General features: G+C 42.1%; 18 protein-coding genes and 1 pseudogene. 6 read left to right on the forward strand and 13 right to left on the reverse strand.

The genetic code is table 11. From position 1 onward, the window contains the following. Window positions 1–77 precede the first annotated feature (77 nt). The 3 genes from FJ709_RS03600 (at window position 78) to FJ709_RS03610 (ending at window position 2,318) form a co-directional block, all read left to right on the forward strand. On the forward strand, window positions 78–611 hold the full coding sequence (locus FJ709_RS03600) for a hypothetical protein (RefSeq protein WP_226413539.1): 534 nt from the start codon (window positions 78–80) through the stop codon (window positions 609–611). 379 nt (window positions 612–990) lie between these two features. After that, a complete protein-coding gene (locus FJ709_RS03605; protein ID WP_226413541.1) occupies window positions 991–1,134 on the forward strand; it encodes a hypothetical protein in 144 nt (47 codons plus the stop codon). A gap of 224 nt (window positions 1,135–1,358) precedes the next feature. Beyond that, window positions 1,359–2,318 carry a type 2 periplasmic-binding domain-containing protein gene (locus FJ709_RS03610; protein ID WP_226413543.1) on the forward strand — a complete coding sequence of 320 codons (960 nt, stop codon included), beginning with the start codon at window positions 1,359–1,361 and terminating at the stop codon, window positions 2,316–2,318. 150 nt (window positions 2,319–2,468) lie between these two features. On the opposite strand, the pseudogene FJ709_RS03615 reads toward FJ709_RS03610, so the two are convergent. The 4 genes and pseudogenes from FJ709_RS03615 to FJ709_RS03630 all read right to left on the reverse strand — a co-directional run. Continuing rightward, a pseudogene (locus FJ709_RS03615) lies at window positions 2,469–2,629 on the reverse strand (IS110 family transposase); the annotation flags it as partial. Between the two features lie 96 nt (window positions 2,630–2,725). After that, window positions 2,726–3,463 (reverse strand): SDR family oxidoreductase, encoded by a 738-nt coding sequence (locus FJ709_RS03620; protein WP_226413545.1) that lies wholly within the window; start codon window positions 3,461–3,463, stop codon window positions 2,726–2,728. Window positions 3,464–3,544: 81 nt separating this feature from the next. After that, complete coding sequence (locus FJ709_RS03625) at window positions 3,545–4,147, reverse strand: SDR family oxidoreductase (protein ID WP_226413547.1); 603 nt, start codon at window positions 4,145–4,147, stop codon at window positions 3,545–3,547. A gap of 54 nt (window positions 4,148–4,201) precedes the next feature. Next, the gene (locus tag FJ709_RS03630; protein ID WP_226413549.1) at window positions 4,202–5,578 is read right to left on the reverse strand and encodes an NAD-dependent succinate-semialdehyde dehydrogenase; all 1,377 of its coding nucleotides are present in this window, start codon (window positions 5,576–5,578) and stop codon (window positions 4,202–4,204) included. Between the two features lie 201 nt (window positions 5,579–5,779). Here FJ709_RS03630 and FJ709_RS19625 point away from each other — a divergent pair, with 201 nt between their 5' ends. Beyond that, complete coding sequence (locus FJ709_RS19625) at window positions 5,780–6,199, forward strand: hypothetical protein (protein ID WP_319002891.1); 420 nt, start codon at window positions 5,780–5,782, stop codon at window positions 6,197–6,199. A gap of 430 nt (window positions 6,200–6,629) precedes the next feature. On the opposite strand, the gene FJ709_RS03640 is transcribed toward FJ709_RS19625, so the two are convergent. The 3 genes from FJ709_RS03640 to FJ709_RS03650 all read right to left on the reverse strand — a co-directional run bounded on the left by FJ709_RS03640 (window position 6,630) and on the right by FJ709_RS03650 (window position 11,104). After that, window positions 6,630–7,601, reverse strand: a complete 972-nt coding sequence (locus FJ709_RS03640) for a sensor histidine kinase (protein WP_226413551.1) — start codon at window positions 7,599–7,601, stop codon at window positions 6,630–6,632. A 328-nt stretch (window positions 7,602–7,929) separates the two neighbouring features. Further along, entirely contained in the window at window positions 7,930–8,469 is a 540-nt protein-coding gene (locus FJ709_RS03645) for a methanogen output domain 1-containing protein (protein WP_226413554.1), read from the reverse strand. A gap of 28 nt (window positions 8,470–8,497) precedes the next feature. Next, complete coding sequence (locus tag FJ709_RS03650) at window positions 8,498–11,104, reverse strand: two-component system response regulator (RefSeq protein WP_226413556.1); 2,607 nt, start codon at window positions 11,102–11,104, stop codon at window positions 8,498–8,500. A 425-nt stretch (window positions 11,105–11,529) separates the two neighbouring features. Here FJ709_RS03650 and FJ709_RS03655 point away from each other — a divergent pair, with 425 nt between their 5' ends. After that, window positions 11,530–12,135: a DUF998 domain-containing protein gene (locus FJ709_RS03655; RefSeq protein ID WP_226413558.1), complete on the forward strand. Its 606-nt coding sequence runs from the start codon at window positions 11,530–11,532 to the stop codon at window positions 12,133–12,135. 100 nt (window positions 12,136–12,235) lie between these two features. On the opposite strand, the gene FJ709_RS03660 is transcribed toward FJ709_RS03655, so the two are convergent. Next, a complete protein-coding gene (locus tag FJ709_RS03660; protein WP_226413560.1) occupies window positions 12,236–12,805 on the reverse strand; it encodes a DUF7010 family protein in 570 nt (189 codons plus the stop codon). Window positions 12,806–13,173: 368 nt separating this feature from the next. On the opposite strand from FJ709_RS03660, the gene FJ709_RS03665 reads away from it, so the two are divergent. Further along, entirely contained in the window at window positions 13,174–13,632 is a 459-nt protein-coding gene (locus tag FJ709_RS03665; protein WP_226413562.1) for a nuclear transport factor 2 family protein, read from the forward strand. 207 nt (window positions 13,633–13,839) lie between these two features. On the opposite strand, the gene FJ709_RS03670 is transcribed toward FJ709_RS03665, so the two are convergent. From FJ709_RS03670 to FJ709_RS03680, 5 genes are all read right to left on the reverse strand, one after another. After that, a complete protein-coding gene (locus tag FJ709_RS03670) occupies window positions 13,840–14,223 on the reverse strand; it encodes a hypothetical protein (protein ID WP_226413564.1) in 384 nt (127 codons plus the stop codon). Window positions 14,224–14,387: 164 nt separating this feature from the next. Continuing rightward, window positions 14,388–14,537: a hypothetical protein gene (locus tag FJ709_RS19660; protein ID WP_404830041.1), complete on the reverse strand. Its 150-nt coding sequence runs from the start codon at window positions 14,535–14,537 to the stop codon at window positions 14,388–14,390. 124 nt (window positions 14,538–14,661) lie between these two features. Then, a complete protein-coding gene (locus FJ709_RS19595) occupies window positions 14,662–14,862 on the reverse strand; it encodes a lyase family protein (RefSeq protein WP_264177957.1) in 201 nt (66 codons plus the stop codon). Then, the gene (locus tag FJ709_RS19665; RefSeq protein WP_404830007.1) at window positions 14,799–15,059 is read right to left on the reverse strand and encodes a lyase family protein; all 261 of its coding nucleotides are present in this window, start codon (window positions 15,057–15,059) and stop codon (window positions 14,799–14,801) included. Before FJ709_RS19665 ends, FJ709_RS19595 begins: the two co-directional genes overlap by 64 nt. Next, window positions 15,014–15,202 (reverse strand): hypothetical protein, encoded by a 189-nt coding sequence (locus tag FJ709_RS03680; RefSeq protein ID WP_226413566.1) that lies wholly within the window; start codon window positions 15,200–15,202, stop codon window positions 15,014–15,016. The genes FJ709_RS19665 and FJ709_RS03680 overlap by 46 nt, the downstream gene beginning before the upstream one ends. Window positions 15,203–15,248 lie beyond the last annotated feature (46 nt).

The raw sequence follows: 15,248 nt of genomic DNA on the forward strand, positions 1-15,248 counted from the left end.
CAGCGCAATGCACAAATACTAAAACGTTAGCATATAGGAAAACTCGAGTGTATTTTAAATTTAGAAAGGAAGTTTTAGTGAAGAAAATTCAGTTTGTGGTCTTAATAATGTCAGTGTTTATTTTGAGTGCTTGTTCAAATCTTAAAATAAATGAAAAATTTCCAACAGGTACTTGGAACAAAATTTTAATAATACCAATTATAGGGGAAAGTGAATATATAGATTCATTTGAGTCTAAATTTGTATATGAGCTCGGCTCCGATAGCAACTTTAAAATTGTTGATCCTGAATTAGTTAAAAATATGTACAAGGAAATGTTTCCAAATAATGACTCTAGTTATATAACGTTATCCGAAGCTTTAAAATTAGCTGAAAAAAATAATGCCTCAGCTATTATCTATGGAAATGTTAAATTTAGTCAGAGCCAGTTCGCCGTAAATTTGTATTCAACTATCAAAGTGGTTGATGTGAAAACTAAACAAACCGTAGCAATTTCTAGGCAAGAAGATGATTCAATGTTTTTCTTAAACGAAAGAAATTTATTTTCTGCCATTGCAGAAGAGGCTGCAGCAGATATAAAAGAAGCGCTTATTAATTTTTCCGGTATATAACTATGCCAACAAGCCCTTTAAACGGAAAAAATAGAGTTGGCTGTTTTCACTTAGTTCAATATTTTAGCCAACTACATTTACGGCTTCAACGGGCGTTAGGCTTTTTATGCGTGTATCACCAATGAATATAAGGTTTCAGCCATTTATCGTATGTGCCATGCTGACATTGCTCGTCACTGGATGCAAAGATCACAAGTCAAGCTCAGCAACGGTTGCCTCAGTGAGTTCTCCCAATGCGAGTTCTGCTCATGCCGCGGATAAGTGGCTTGGCAAGTGGGCCGGACCGGAGGGCACATTTCTTCTGCTCGCCGGTGGATGCGGAAAATACGAGGTTACAATTCAAAACCTAGACGGTCCGCAAACCTTCAAAGGCCTTGCTGTGGGAGATCAAATCAGGTTTGAACGCAATGGCGTGAAAGAGCATCTGCGAGCAACAAGCGGTGTTGAAACAGGAATGAAGTGGCTTAGCGAGAAAGCTAACTGCCTGTCAGTTCGTGTCGGCGAAGGTTACTGTCGCGACTAGCGAAGGCTTCAATGCTATTAAGTATGTGCACACTCAATATTCAACGATAAATAAAATGCCCATATATGGCATTATTTTCTAAGTTATACGCTTCTAACTGGCAGCAACTGAGATAAGCTACTGTGTGTCTCCTTACTATCGTATATAGTGTTATATTGACGTTACTACAATAATTTACGTATTGTAAAATATATACTTAAAGATGTAATGACAGGGAGTTTTACATGACGATAGGTAAGTTTTTACTAAGGGGCTTGGGTCACAAGTTTATTCGCAATTGTAATAGTGTTTACCTAAGCTGTTTTGCAGCCTTTTTTTTCCTGATGATCACAGTGCTGTTCTTGCTCCGTTTGACCTATGCTGCCAATGCAAGTGAAGGGTTAGTAGCAGACACGTCAGTTGTATCTGATGCTGCTGTTTTGCAAGTACACATACCAATAGGCAAGGAGTTCGCTGAAAGTCATGTGTCATATTTTCCAAAGCTGTTGGCATTGGCGTTAGACAAAACAAGTATTACAGATGGGCCTTACAAGATATCCTATCTAAATGAGCAATATACCACTCATCGGCTTATTGCTGAACTATCGAAAGATACGCATTTACTCAGTGTCATGTGGACAGCGAACAGTGCTGAGCGTCAACAGCAGTTACGTCCAGTTAAAATCTCAATTCTGAAAGGACTTAACAGCTATCGTATCTTTTTGATTAGAAAGGATGATCAGGTAAAGTTTAATCTTATTAATAGCTTACAGGATTTGCGAGGTTTTGTTGCAGGGCAAGGTGCGCAGTGGCCTGATGCGAATGTATTGGCGGCTAATGACATGCCACTTGTCACCGTGACCCAATCCGATTCTTTGTTCCCGATGCTAGCCAGTAAACGCTTTGATTACTTTCCGCGAGGATTGTATGAAATATGGGCGGAGCAACCTGCCCATGCAAACAAAGGTTTGGTCATAGAGGAATCATTGCTCCTCAACTATCCATCGCCCATTTATTTTTTTGTAAATAAAAACGACAAAGCCTTAGCAGATCGTATTGAGCGCGGCTTAACTATTGCCATCAGTGATGGTAGTTTTGATGAACTTTTCTTTAGTGTTGAAGGGTTTAGAAAAGGGTGGGCTGAACTGCATAGCAACAATCGTAAGCTTTTGAAATTAAAAACTGATTTTCAAGATCAAGATTAGTGAGTTTATTCTAACGACTAAACATAAACTACTAACATGGCCGTATACGGACGCTCCCGGTGAGTCAAGATAGTACTCAGCTCACCCACAGCTTTTTGGCCTTAGTTTTCTATTCTATAGCTTCACAATTGTCATTAATAACATGGCTACTCAAAATTTTGTCAAGAATTGTTGTTCATCAAACACCGCCCTGTTCTTCAACATGAAATAGACAAATCGTTCAATCTTATGAGTAAGGCTGATAAGGCTTTTGCCTTACTCATTCGTTTTTGCAATCGATTAAGGTCGTTATGGGCTTTTTGATTGCCACGCTGTAAGACCTTAAAAATCGGTAAATTTTCTAATAGCGTTGAACTTTTATCATGCCAGTTTGCATATTGCTCCGGTCCAATAGGGTGGCTGTGCGGCTAGAGCGGCTGCTTAGTGGGGCGGATGATAATCTCGTTGACATCAACATCTGCCGGCTGCTCGATGGCATAAGCAATTGCTCGCGCAATCGCATCAGGGTCAATGGCCATCTCGTACATTTCATCAACACCCTTGGCAGTATCGGGGTCGCTGATTTTACTGGTCAGCTCGGTCGCCACGGCCCCAGGCGAAATATTGGTGGAGCGAATTTCCCCATTGCCTTCCTGACGAATGCCTTCGGATATCGCCTTCACGGCAAACTTGGTAGCGGAATAAACGGCGGACGCGGGAAAGACCTTATGCCCGGCTATCGACGAGAGATTGATAATGTGGCCAACATGCTGCTCGCGCATGGTCGGCAGCACCGCGGCAATGCCGTAGAGCACGCCTTTGATATTGACATCAATCATCGTCTCCCACTCGTCGACCTTGAGTTCATCTAGGGGCGACAGCGGCATCAGGCCAGCGTTGTTGACTAGTACGTCGATGCGGCCATACGCTTCCTTCGCTGCCTTGGCCAGCGACTCGACCTGAGCGCGGTCAGTGACGTCGGTAACCTGATAAATAGCGTCACCACCCAGCTCCTTGATAGTGTCACGCAGCTCCACAAGGCGTTCCTCGCGGCGGGCAGCAAGCACCAGTTTGGCGCCACCCTTTGCCAGGCGTAGTGCTGTGGCTTTGCCCAGACCGCTGCTGGCACCGGTAATGATAACGACTTTGCTATTGATCTCTGACATGAATTTTCTCCTGTTTAAATGAATGATTGAATATTACAAGTTAACGGTTCATAGCCTGGTGTTACGCCAGTGACGCGACGGTCAGGCTGACTGCATATTCTGCGCTGTACCGTCGTAACGGCCTGTAGTGGCAGCCTCTGCCAGTACATGGGCCACATCCGCTCGAGACGCCTTGGCCGATTTGTCGACGTCCTCACCCAGGATCACATCCGTGCCGCGGCTCTTGTTGGTCAATGCCACGGGGCGCAGGATCGAGTAGGTTACTCCGGAAGCCTTGAGGTATTCGTCCGCTTCGTGTTTGGCATTCAGGTAAGGGGCCATGTTCCCTGTGGGGTTGGATTGATCTGCGCCGATCGAGCTGAGCATCACGAAACGCTTCACGCCTGATTGCTTCGCCAGATCAATCAGTCGTTTAGCGCCGTCCCGATCCACTTTCCTGGTCATTTCAGGGCCTGTGTTTCCTCCCGAGCCAGCGGCAAAGATCACCGCGTCCATGCCGTCGCACAGACCGGTTTCTAGGTCTGTTAGGTCACCATGACGCATATCTACGCCCTGGGGCAGTGAACTGGTATCTGAACTTTCGCGAACCAGTGCTATCGGCTTGTGGCCCTGATCTATCAGGTACTGGACCAGATGCTGGCCCGTTTTGCCGGTGGCACCGGCGACAAGAATGTTCATGCTCATAGAGAAATCCTTAATGTTGAATGAAATGGGCGAAATTGTGGGTTTAAAGCCAGGTCAGGGCAGAAAAATCGACTTTACGTTGACGAACTCCTTCATACCAAAGCCACCGTGTTCACGTCCGTACCCGGAATTCTTGACCCCGCCAAATGGCATGTTCGGATCAGCAGCCCCAAACGAATTAATGCGGATCATGCCTGTGTCGAAGTAATCGCGGGCCAGTTTGAGGGCACGCTCCTCGTCCTTTGAAAAGATCCCACCGCCGAGTCCATAGCGGCTGTCATTAGCCAGCCGCATGGCGTCCTCATCATCACTGGCGCGGATAATCGACGCGACCGGCCCGAAGATTTCATCGTCGTAGGCCGGCATTCCTGACGTGAGGTCTGCTAGCACAGTAGCGGGATAATAAGCACCCGTGCGGTTTGGCACTTCGCCACCGCAGAGGATTTTTGCCCCCTTGGCGACGCTGGCGTCAACTTGCTCCTTGACTGTGTCAAACTGCTCCTGGCTGGAAAGCGGGCCAAGCTGGGTATTCTTATCCGTGGGGTCACCCATGTTGATCTTTTGCATTTGAGCGACGAAGGCCTCGACAAAGGCGTCATAGACCTTATCGGTCACGATGAACCGCTTGGCAGAAACGCAGGTCTCTCCGTTGTTGTAAAGTCGACCCATTACCGAAAATTTTACGGCGGTTTCGATATCGGCATCTTCAAGCACCAGGTAAGCGTCATTTGACCCCAGTTCGAGTACCGTCTTCTTTAATTCCTTGGCGGCCACAGGACCTATGTGTCGCCCAGCGCCATCGCTGCCGGTCATTGTGACACCACGGACCTTAGGGTGAGCTATCAGCTTGTCGCTGGTATCGTGGTCAATCACCAGAACCTGGAACAGGTCCTCGGGCAAGCCGGCCTCAATGCACAATTCACGCAAACGAAGACCGGAGCCGGTGCAGATGCTGGCGTGCTTCAGAACACAGCCATTACCAGCCATCAGATTGGATGCCAGTACACGAACCGGCTGGTAAAGGGGAAAGTTCCAAGGCTGGATCGAATAGATAACGCCGATGGGCTGATAACTGATGACGCCGCGTTTACCGTTGAGTCCTTGCACACGCTCTTCATCGGCTAGCGCGTCGGGTCCATTTTCAGCGGTGTAATTAAAGATCGCTGCACAGAGTTCGACCTCAACGTGTCCATCCTTGAGGAGCTTGCCGGTTTCGTTGGTCATTAAGGCGGCTAATTCATCGGCATTGTCGAGCAATTTTTGAGCGATCATCTTGAGGTAGGGGGCCCGCTCCTTATGGGTCAGTTCACGCCATTGCAGAAACGCCCCATGGCAGGACTCAAGCCGATCCGTCGCCTGCTTTTCGGTCATGATGTCGTAGGTATGGATTTCTTTTTCGGTCGCGGGATTAATGGTGGTGATTGTCGACATGGTTGCTCCTTTCGAATCTGATAGGGAAACGCCGTTGACGCTAGCTCCAGTGGATTATCAGTCAATTGACCGGATCTGTCTGTTCGCTTGCCAACACTAGCGCGTTGCAAACATCACTAAGCTATTGCTGGTAGTGGATAAACTGCCCCAATAAGTTCGCCGTTGCTGTGCAAAGCTTTTCTGTACGGTTTTAATAATTCAATGGGAGAGAACTTTGAACATCGACGCGAATGGCTAGATGCTCGAATTCTTGAATTGGCGATCATCTTTGCCATTGATATCGGCGCTTATGCCGTGATGAATAATCATTTACATGTAGTGATTAAAGTGGATGCAGATAAAGCGAAACACTGGTTAGATGAAGAAGTGTTAGTTCAATGGCACAAAGGCTTTAAAGGGACATTACTGACGCAAAAATTTGTTAACAGTGAAGACCTAAATGAATTTGAAATGAAACCCGTGAATGATTGCATAACCCAATATCGTCAATGCCAGATCGATATCTGTTGGTTGATGCGCTCCTTGAGTGAGCCTATTGTGCTAATGGCCAACAAAGAAGATAAGTGCACAGGCAGATTTTATTCGCTGCCATCTACGGCACTCACCCTTCGGGCCAGCTAAAGCTGTTCAAATTGATTCCCAATAAGTTTGTGTGAAGGGCGGTTTAAATCACAAGCCCTGTTAGATGAGGCTGCTGTACTGAGTTGTATGGCTTATGTTGACCTCTATTCATCAACAGAAAGGCCCATTCGCACGAAAATAGCAGTAATCCCCGAAAGCTCAGACTACACCAGCATTCAGCGTCGAATAAATTCAGCTATAAAAGGCGAGCAACCCAAAGAGTTATTGCCTTTTGTGGGTGGGTAATGAGCGCTTAAACATGCCTAACGGGTTAATGTTCAGTGTAAAAGACTACATGGTACTGGTTGAAGATACGGCAGGATAATTCGGCAAGACAAGCGCGGTGACATTCGCTCGAGTAGGTAGGATATTCTTAATAGATTAAATATTCCTGCAGAATACTGATCAACCATTAACAAACAATGTATTGTTACAGCGACTCTGGAATGGTAAAAAAGAAATACGCACCGTTACTCTGTTTATTTTCAATACTGATATTTCCGCCTAGTTTTCCTGTGACAAGGTTATAAACAATATTCATTCCTAAGCCACTTCCGCCCTGGTTGCGTTTGGTGGTGAAAAATGGATCGAAAACCTTTGCTCTGTCATGCAGTGGGATACCAATTCCATTGTCTTTATAGTGAAATTGAATCAAACCTTTGTTTTGGATTATTTTGATTTCAATTTCTCCATTGTCAATATCAACTAATCCGTGGGTCATTGAGTTACTGATGAGGTTAGTGATAATTTGCCCAATCGCACCAGGATAGGTTTCTATTGTCAGCGCTTTATCACAAATAATATTCCATGTGTGTGATGTATTTTCAAAATAGGGCTGCAGACTTAAAAGAAGTTCAGTGAGATATTTTTTTACATTTATAAAGCGTTTTTCATCATTTGATTGATCTACCGCTAACTGTTTAAAGCGTCCTATTTGACTGGCTGCACGGTTAAGGTTGGACTCGATAATTGTCGAAGATTTAGAGGCCGTCTCTAAAAATTTCTCTAAATCATTACGAGTCAATTTATCTTGATGATAAAGCGTTTGGTAAAAGCTAACTTGTTGAGTCAGATGAGATGATGCCGTTAAACAAACCCCGACTGGATTATTGATTTCGTGTGCTACGCCGGCAACCATTCCCCCCAAGGATGCTAAACGTTCAGAGCGAATAATTTGATCTTGAGCGCTCTTTAATTCGGCTAAAAAACGATTTAGTTCTTGGTTTTTATGTTGTAGTTCCGCTGTTCTTTCATTTATAGATTGCTCCAGGTTTTTATTGAGTAAAAGAATTTGTTGTTCAGTATAATGACGTTCTTTTATTTCATTTTTTAGTTGCTCAATTTTTAGATTAAGGGTTGCAAAAATCGCCGTGGATTGTTCTTTATTGTTACATTGCAACATGATCAAGGGCTGATGATTATTAGCACGGATCTAATCGCACTCCCATTACATCGGTATGTCGAACTAGACTCATTTTGTTCATGAAATACCAAGCTTGAGGGGAGGGGAGTTTGAGTGCGAGACCACATTTTTAACAGCCGCTCTATTTTATCAGGGCTTTCATTTAAGAGTTCACTGATGTGAATTATAGAGCTTGTTACTTTTAGTAACGGAAATATATATTTAGCGCGGCTGTTAAAGGACATGATAATGCCTTTATTGGTGAGTAATAAATGAGGCGATTGAAGCGCATTGGTGATTTTAACGAAGTTCTCTGGCAGCATATTGATTAACTTCCCTCGTAGTACTCTCTACCTTCGGCCTCTTCTGCCTCGTCAGTTAGTTGAAAATACACTGTGACATGGCAACATTTATCGCCTCGAGCAATTGTTTTATCTAGAGTGACTTTGGCATAGCCGTTATTTTCAGCCGCTATGGTGCCAAAAACGTTAGATGTCATCATACATAATGACGGGCGGCCATGAACTTTATCACCAAATGGACAAGCGTTATTACCAAAGATAACCTTATTTTCATCCACGCTAATAATATGAAAATTGCCTTTTATACGAGTTTTGAGGTCTTGTAATACCCCACAAATTTGGTCTCTACTTAGTTTGGAGACCTGTAATTCTTTTTTATAGCTATCATTGATTTCAGTGCCAATCTCTTGCCCGACGATACTGATAAATCCCGATGCTTCATCAAGGCCGATAAGGTCCTCTAATTGCCCTGAGATCCCTCGAATAACCGAGCGAAAAAAAGCATCACGTTCAAGCGGGATACTGAGATGATCTAATTGGATATTGTTTACCTTTATCTCATTCATGATTATTTTCCGTCGTCGTTGAAAGTAATTACCTGTTGCAATGTCTTAAATAGTTTTTCCAATTTTTGTATTGGTCTACTTTAATTTCAAATGCTTGCTCGGCAGGAAGAGGAGGGCTACAGAGATACCCTTGAATTGAATCGCAGCCTAATTCGTCCAGAAAACTCAATTGCTCAGTAGTTTCGACACCTTCGGCAATGACATTCAGCCCAATTGAGTGAGCTAAGGTTATAATTGCAGAGGCAATGGCTCTATCATCTTTATTGGTTGTAACATCTGTGATGAATGATCTATCAATTTTCAACAGATCAAAGGGCATTCTTCTTAGGTAATTCATCGAAGAGTATCCGGTTCCGAAATCATCTATCGATAGTGATACCCCCAAATTATGCAGCTCATGTAATTTTTCGGCGGTTTCAGTAATATTATCTATTAATATGCCTTCGGTGACTTCAAGCTCAAGGTATTTCGCCTCTAGTCCTGTTTTGATAAGTATTTCATGGACCATTTCAACAAAGTTTTTTTCTTTGAATTGGTGAATGGAAATATTAACAGCGACTTTTTTTGCCACTTTTCCTGCAGATTGATTGGCTTTTTCCTGCTGACAAGCGGTCTGCAACACCCAATGCCCAACCGGTATAATCATGCCAGTCTCTTCTAATAGAGGAATAAAACTGTCGGGAGAAATTAAGCCATGTTCAGGATGTTGCCAGCGAAGCAATGCTTCATATGCCTCAATTTTGCAGGAGGTTAAACTTAGCTGAGGTTGATAATATAATTTGAATTCGTCACGCTCTAATGCGCGGCGTAATCCAGATTCAAGCGTTAGGCGGTTTAATGTAATTTGTTCAATTTCAGAGGTATAAAATTGAAATGAATTCCTACTACTTCCTTTAGCAAGATACATAGCGGCATCTGCATTTTTAAGGAGTAATTGTGCATTAATTCCGTGATCAGGGTAAAGACTGATCCCAATGCTGGCTGTAATAAATAATTCAAAATCTTCATATAAGTAGACTTCAGAAAGTGAGCTCAGTATCTTTTGCGCTATAGCCGCAATATCGTCTACCGCTGCGATGTCATTTAACATAATGGCAAACTCATCGCCACCAAAACGGGCAACAGTATCATCAGCACGCATGCAGTCTGATAACCTTTGCGCCATTTCATTGAGCAATAAATCACCAACGTGGTGGCCAAGTGAGTCATTAATGATTTTGAATCTATCTACGTCTAAAAATAATACCGCCAGGATACGGTTTCTCCAATGTGCTGTTTTAATTGCTTGCTCGAGACGATCGAGGAACAAAACACGATTTGGTAAGCCTGTTAGTGAGTCATGATGAGCGAGGTGATAGAGGTTCTCTTGTGCCTCAATACGGTCCGTAATGTCTTTGCCGCTAGATATATAGCTAGTAATTTCACCTAGGCTATTGAGCTGTGGGGTTATTGTTTTCTCTTCATAGTAAAGGCGTCCGCTTTTATGCCTATTAATAATAATCTCATTAAAAATTGAGCCTCTTTGAATTGTTTTCCAAAGTCGATGATAAAAGCGATCATTCTGTTTATCTGATTTTAATATTCGAGGAGTACGGTTTATGAGTTCTTCTTTTGTGTATCCAGTCATCTGACACATAGCCGGATTTACATATTCAATAATACCTTCCTTGTTCGTTATCATAATGCCATCGGCTATTTGCTCAATAGCCGTTGCCAGTTTACGCATTTCAAGTTCAGCATTACGCCGCTCTGTAATATCTTGTAAGGTGCCAACTATGTGAATTATCTGACCATCTGGGCTAATCGAGACATCACCTTGGTGCCTTATAAAAAGGGCGGTTCCATCGTCAAGCAGAACATGATGCTCTATATCATAGGGTTTTTGTTCTCGGATTGTTTGCTTGAAAATATCCAAAACATAATGTTGATCTTCAATTGCTAATTTAGCGATAAAATCTTCTTGTAAAATAAACCTCTTGCCTTCGGGAAGTTGGAATATGCGATATATTTGTTCCGAGCAAGAAACACTATCATTTGTAATTGACCATTCAAAATGGCCTATTTTAGCAATTCTTTGAGCCTCAGCGAGTCGATCTTCGCTGCGCTGAAGAGCTTCGAGACTTTGGTTTTTGATCACCATTTGTTGTTGTAGTTGATCGTTTACTTCAATTAAGTCCTGAGTTCTTGCTTTTACCAATGATTCTAAATTGTCGTTGTTTGTCGATAGTTGGTTAATGGTGCAAATATCATCATAGGATCTCAGTGAAGTGATCATCGCTGTTTCTAGGTATTGCGAGGTAAGTTTGCTTTTTTCTAGGTAATCATTGATATCATATAAGCGTACAATTTTATGCTCAGGGGCTTGACCGGGCTGACCTGTTCGTAAAATAATTCTAACCGTTCTATTTTGCAGTTCTTCACGAATATATCTTACGGTATCAAGCCCTGCGGTATCATTTTCCATCACCACATCCAGCAATAAAACAGCTGCGTCGGGATGTAATGCCATCATTTCACGGGCTTCTTTACCTGAATATCCATGTATAAAATGGATCTTACGTTCTTTAAACGTAACATCATTAAGCACTAGCTGTGAAACGTCATGAATGTCCTGATCATCATCAATAATTAACACTTTCCATGTTGATGTTTTTGCAGGTAATTTTGAGTCATGGCCGTCAGTTCGTTTTGTTCTGGGAGTATTAGCGAATAATAATTCCTCACCACGCTCATTACTGAGACTGCCTCGTATGTTCATAGACTTCCTTTACTCTATAAATATTCATGATTAGTTTTATAATCTTTAATATTTATAGCTTAGTAAAATATTTTTGTACATTATGATTGCAATAAAATAAAAATCATCGTGGCCTCGATTTTTGATTAAGTATTAAACAGACAGCTAGACTTTGTTTGCTCTTTCAAAATGATAATTGAGATGACATCACCCTAAAAATAACGGTTAGCTTATTAGATGCTTGAGCTGATTTTTACTGTTTTTTGGGAGTGGGCATGAAGGCTTTTTTTGTGGTTTAATTATTGAATTTTAAAGGATTATTTGTGCTGGAAAATATTGCTATCTATTCAGGGGTAATTGCTACAGTTTGGATTGTCATTGGGGTTTATATCGCAAGCAAATTCTATGCAGGTTACAGTCACTCTAAACAATTTTGCAGTGAGTTAGGTGCAACAGGAAGCCCCACTGAAAAATTATCTCCGTTAATTAATAATTACCCTTTAGGCTTTTTATTCTGCTTTTTTGGCAGCTATTTAACCCAACTTTCAAATGTGTCTATGCTAGTCAATATAACTGGTTGGTTGATCATTTTTCATGGTGTTGGTACTTGGGTTGCAGGTTATTTTCCTATGGATGCAGACCCATTTACTAAAAATCCAACGTTTAATTGTAAGGTGCATTCGTGGGCTGGTTTTATAATGTTACTTTCGTTAATTGTAGCGCCAATATTAATCGCTATAAGTCCAACGACTGAAATTATCCCATTATATTTCCGTGTATTGTCACTGCTTTCAGTAATAGCAGCGGTTTATTATCTTTTTGCCATGGCTAAAGCCGTTAAAAATCAGAGTAATCCCGGTATACATCAACGCATTTCATATGGTTTTCAATTAATATGGTTAAGCGCTTTTTCAATCGTGTTGAGCTAGTTGAACCTGTTGCACTACAAGCTAGCACTGGTTACAGATTACTAGCTTGCTCAACCTAAGCGCTTCATACAATCAAGGTGTATCTGTCGTTATTGTTGATCTAATAGCTGGTATGAAGCGTTTGTTGTCTGCGCCAGCTAAGCTCCATTACGGGGATGGTAAAACCATAACAGCATACAACAATAAAAGGCTGAATTTGAAAGCTTAGCTCAGGCCAAAGTAAAAAGGCGGTTACACAGGCTGCTGTGCGTACAACAGCATGTACTATAGCCACTTTTTGTGCTGCTAAAACACCATGGACTAGCCACATCAGTCCTGTTTGTACCGCTAGGGCAAAAGGTAATGCGAGATAGTTCTCCATAAAAAACGGGATGCTAATCGCAAAGGTAAGTAAGCTCATGCCCATCGCGGCTAAAAATACACTTTCGAACCAGTTTCGTTGATGCTTTTTCTTAAATTGTATGTTCTCACCGGTTAAACGAGATACGCCCATTGCTAGGTAAACAATTGATCCCGTGCCGATAAATACTGCCATTATCATTTCTGATGCGGGTAATACAAAGCTTAATGCCAATAATAAACTCCAAACAATCATGCCAGATAAGGGCATTGCTAACGCGCGTAGTTGACGGTATTCAATTAACTGTTGGTCTAATGATTTGTATTGCATGATGTAGCCTCCTTGTTGGTATAGACACATTATCTGGGTAACGGCATGTTTACGTTAGTGTGAAGTGTCAACAATAGAGGATGACAAATGTCATGTCCTATAGGGTTGTTTTAACAGATTTTAAAACTGATGCTTATAGACCAATCTACCAAAATAATGTGTGGCATTTTTGTTTACTGCTGTATTTCCCTACGTAACCGCCTGCAAAAGTGTATTAAACTCACCAAAACCCGATGCTATGAATATTATAAATAAAAACAGTGGTTTAAATTGAATGACGACTGAAAGTCAGTTAATGTTTATTTCAATAATAAATTACAAGAAAACGAGTAATTCTACAGGCTCGTTAGCTTACTCAAGGAAGTCTAATGTATCGCATTATTGTTTTAACCTTATCCATTCTTTTTTCTGGCGCCGTAACAGCTGATACGAATATTGATAATCAAAATGTAAAAAGAGCTGTGCTCGACTATATAGAGTCACAACATAAAGTCGAACCGGACTTAATGAAAAGAGGCTTAGATAAAAAATTAGCTAAAAGAACTTACTGGGAATCTAAAGATGGCTCAGAGATTATAATGGAGACTGATTTTGAAACTATGGTATGGGTGGCTGAAAACTACAACAAAGATGGTAATAAATTCCCTTCATCTCCCAAAGTTGATATCAACATACTCGATATTGATAATCGAGTTGCATCGGTAAAATTAACAGTAGATGATTGGATTGATTACATGCACTTATATAAAAATGAAAATAACGAGTGGAAAATAATTAACGTTTTGTGGCAATACCATGATACGAAGAAGCATTCGAGTAAACCGTAAATTTCGAAATCATGAGTGGCATTTTTATTTAACACCTACAATTATTAGTCTTCGATAGCTTAGTGTCGATATTAGCTTCTTGTTCCAAGCCCTCATCATGCACAGGGCTGAACATTTAACAACATACATCCGCAATGACTATGACTCTATAGCCGTTAAAGAATAAGCCGCCCAGGCTGCTTACTCGTGTTTATTGATGCCAATCTACTAGCTCCAAAACATCAAATTGAATGTACCGAAGTGAATTAAATATGCGGCCATTCCCCACTGACTTAACAGTGCAATAGCCCGGTAGCACTGGCTACGTTTTAGGTTTAGGCTAGCTCTTTTTTGCCATACTGCCCAGCTAAAATACGCAATAGTGAATGGCCACAGGCAGCTGATTATCCATAAGCTGATGGACGATAGCGATAAGCTATTTAGCGCCCACAATTGCAATTGAGAGAAGCAAAAATAGAGGCCGATAAAAATCAATGGCAATAGCAGGCAGGCTAAATGCAGAGTAAATCGAGTCGGTAACGCCTTGCGTCTGATGGCTAAAATGACGGTGTAAACGGTCATCATTGCTGCGCTAAGGCTGGTGACTAACACCAATATACCTAAAGCCAGAAAGAGGTAATTTAACCAGGGTCCGTACCAACGCGTGTCGGCAAGGTACGTGTCCCAGGTTTCCTGTATTAAGGTCTGGCCTTGGCTGTCTAATGTTAGGGTTAGGCTAATTGCTTGCTTGTTTTTAGGGCGAAAACCTTGGTTTTCTAAGTAGCTATTTTCATTAAGCTGACTGCTAATCCTTTTAAGGCTGAAGCCATTGCGAGGGTGTGATCTTGGCTACTCATATATAAAGCGGGGAGCGGTGCAGCTTGCCAGGGTAGCTTATCTTGCTGTTGCAAATAACGACAAGCCAGTGTGGCAAAACGTGGGTCACAATTAACTCCAGTACCAACTGCGGGCCCCTAAAGGTAGGTTATGTAAGCTTAGCTCTGCTTGCTGCATCTTAGCCTTAGCAGCGTTGAGTTGTTGCTGCCAACATTATAGCTCTTGCTCCAAAGTAATTGGCATGGCGTCCATTAAATGAGTGCGCCCGGTTTTAACCAGATTTGAATGCTTGTTGGCTAAATATTTTAATCTGTCACTTAGATCTGTAATAGCCGGATACAATTGAGTCTTTAAATGCCGCACTGTACTAATATGAATACAGGCGGGCACCACATCGTTACTGCTTTGACCCATATTGACATGATCATTGGGATGCACTTTATCCTGCAAATATCGCTGGCCAGGCTGGCAATCACTTCATTAACATTCATATTAGAACTGGTGCCAGAGCCTGTTTGAAACAGGTCTAGCGGAAAGTGCGTTGAAAAATCAAGCTGCTTACTGGCTATAATCGCTTGTTGAATGGCTGTTGCAATAGGTTTGTCGAGCAAGCCAAGTTGCTATTAGCCTGTGCCGCCGCCGATTTTATATCGAGTAAGGCGACTAATGCAGCAGCAGGAAAACGTCGTTCAGAAAACTGGAAGTTATCTCGTGCTCGTTGGGTTTGTGCCTGATAACAAACATCATCTGGCACTTCACTTTACCCATGCTGTCATGTTCGATAGGCATTTCACTCATAA

Source organism: Shewanella glacialimarina, assembly GCF_020511155.1.
Classification (GTDB): domain Bacteria; phylum Pseudomonadota; class Gammaproteobacteria; order Enterobacterales; family Shewanellaceae; genus Shewanella; species Shewanella glacialimarina.

Excerpts from the sequence above, each read along its gene's own strand:
- FJ709_RS03610 (WP_226413543.1), top strand. The coding sequence starts at position 1,359 with ATGACGATAGGTAAGTTTTTACTAAGGGGCTTGGGTCACAAGTTTATT.
- FJ709_RS03620 (WP_226413545.1), bottom strand. The coding sequence starts at position 3,463 with ATGTCAGAGATCAATAGCAAAGTCGTTATCATTACCGGTGCCAGCAGC.
- FJ709_RS03625 (WP_226413547.1), bottom strand. The coding sequence starts at position 4,147 with ATGAGCATGAACATTCTTGTCGCCGGTGCCACCGGCAAAACGGGCCAG.
- FJ709_RS03630 (WP_226413549.1), bottom strand. The coding sequence starts at position 5,578 with ATGTCGACAATCACCACCATTAATCCCGCGACCGAAAAAGAAATCCAT.
- FJ709_RS19625 (WP_319002891.1), top strand. The coding sequence starts at position 5,780 with ATGGGAGAGAACTTTGAACATCGACGCGAATGGCTAGATGCTCGAATT.
- FJ709_RS03640 (WP_226413551.1), bottom strand. The coding sequence starts at position 7,601 with ATGTTGCAATGTAACAATAAAGAACAATCCACGGCGATTTTTGCAACC.
- FJ709_RS03645 (WP_226413554.1), bottom strand. The coding sequence starts at position 8,469 with ATGAATGAGATAAAGGTAAACAATATCCAATTAGATCATCTCAGTATC.
- FJ709_RS03660 (WP_226413560.1), bottom strand. The coding sequence starts at position 12,805 with ATGCAATACAAATCATTAGACCAACAGTTAATTGAATACCGTCAACTA.
- FJ709_RS03665 (WP_226413562.1), top strand. The coding sequence starts at position 13,174 with ATGTATCGCATTATTGTTTTAACCTTATCCATTCTTTTTTCTGGCGCC.
- FJ709_RS19595 (WP_264177957.1), bottom strand. The coding sequence starts at position 14,862 with ATGGGTCAAAGCAGTAACGATGTGGTGCCCGCCTGTATTCATATTAGT.